The organism is Thermococcus sp. ES12 (assembly GCF_012027515.1).
Classification (GTDB): Archaea; Methanobacteriota_B; Thermococci; order Thermococcales; family Thermococcaceae; genus Thermococcus; species Thermococcus barossii.
The window spans coordinates 1-393 of sequence record NZ_SNUP01000132.1; the positions used below are offsets into that span (position 1 = coordinate 1).

Below are 393 nucleotides of genomic sequence, written 5' to 3' on the forward strand. Positions count from 1 at the left end.
AGTTCAAAGATCAAAACTAAAAAGTCTAGACGACATAAAAATAGTGAGAGACAAGGGCTAACCTTGCTTATAAATGACATACTCCTTGTCTGCTATAAACACTGGTTCAATTCTCTTTCCTCTGACAATCACTTTATCTGCTCCGTATTTCTGCTTGAGCTGTTCTATGTACTGAGCAAAGACCTGGGGCATCTCTACATCTGCCGTTATTGTGTTCACACCAGCTTTAACTGAGATCCCTTCTTTTACCGGAACGTACTTTATGATGTCCATGTGGGGCTCAAATGCCGCATTTTCGTCTTCATTGCTTGTTCCTTGTGTTCTGACCAAATATATTATTGTGGCTCTCAAGTATAGGCTGACTGTATAATCTTTATCAAATTCAGCTGTGAG

The 393-nt window shown here is 39.7% G+C and carries 1 pseudogene; it reads right to left on the reverse strand.

From position 1 onward, the window contains the following. Window positions 1–57: 57 nt before the first annotated feature. Window positions 58–393, reverse strand: a pseudogene (locus E3E37_RS11415) (peptide transporter); the annotation flags it as partial.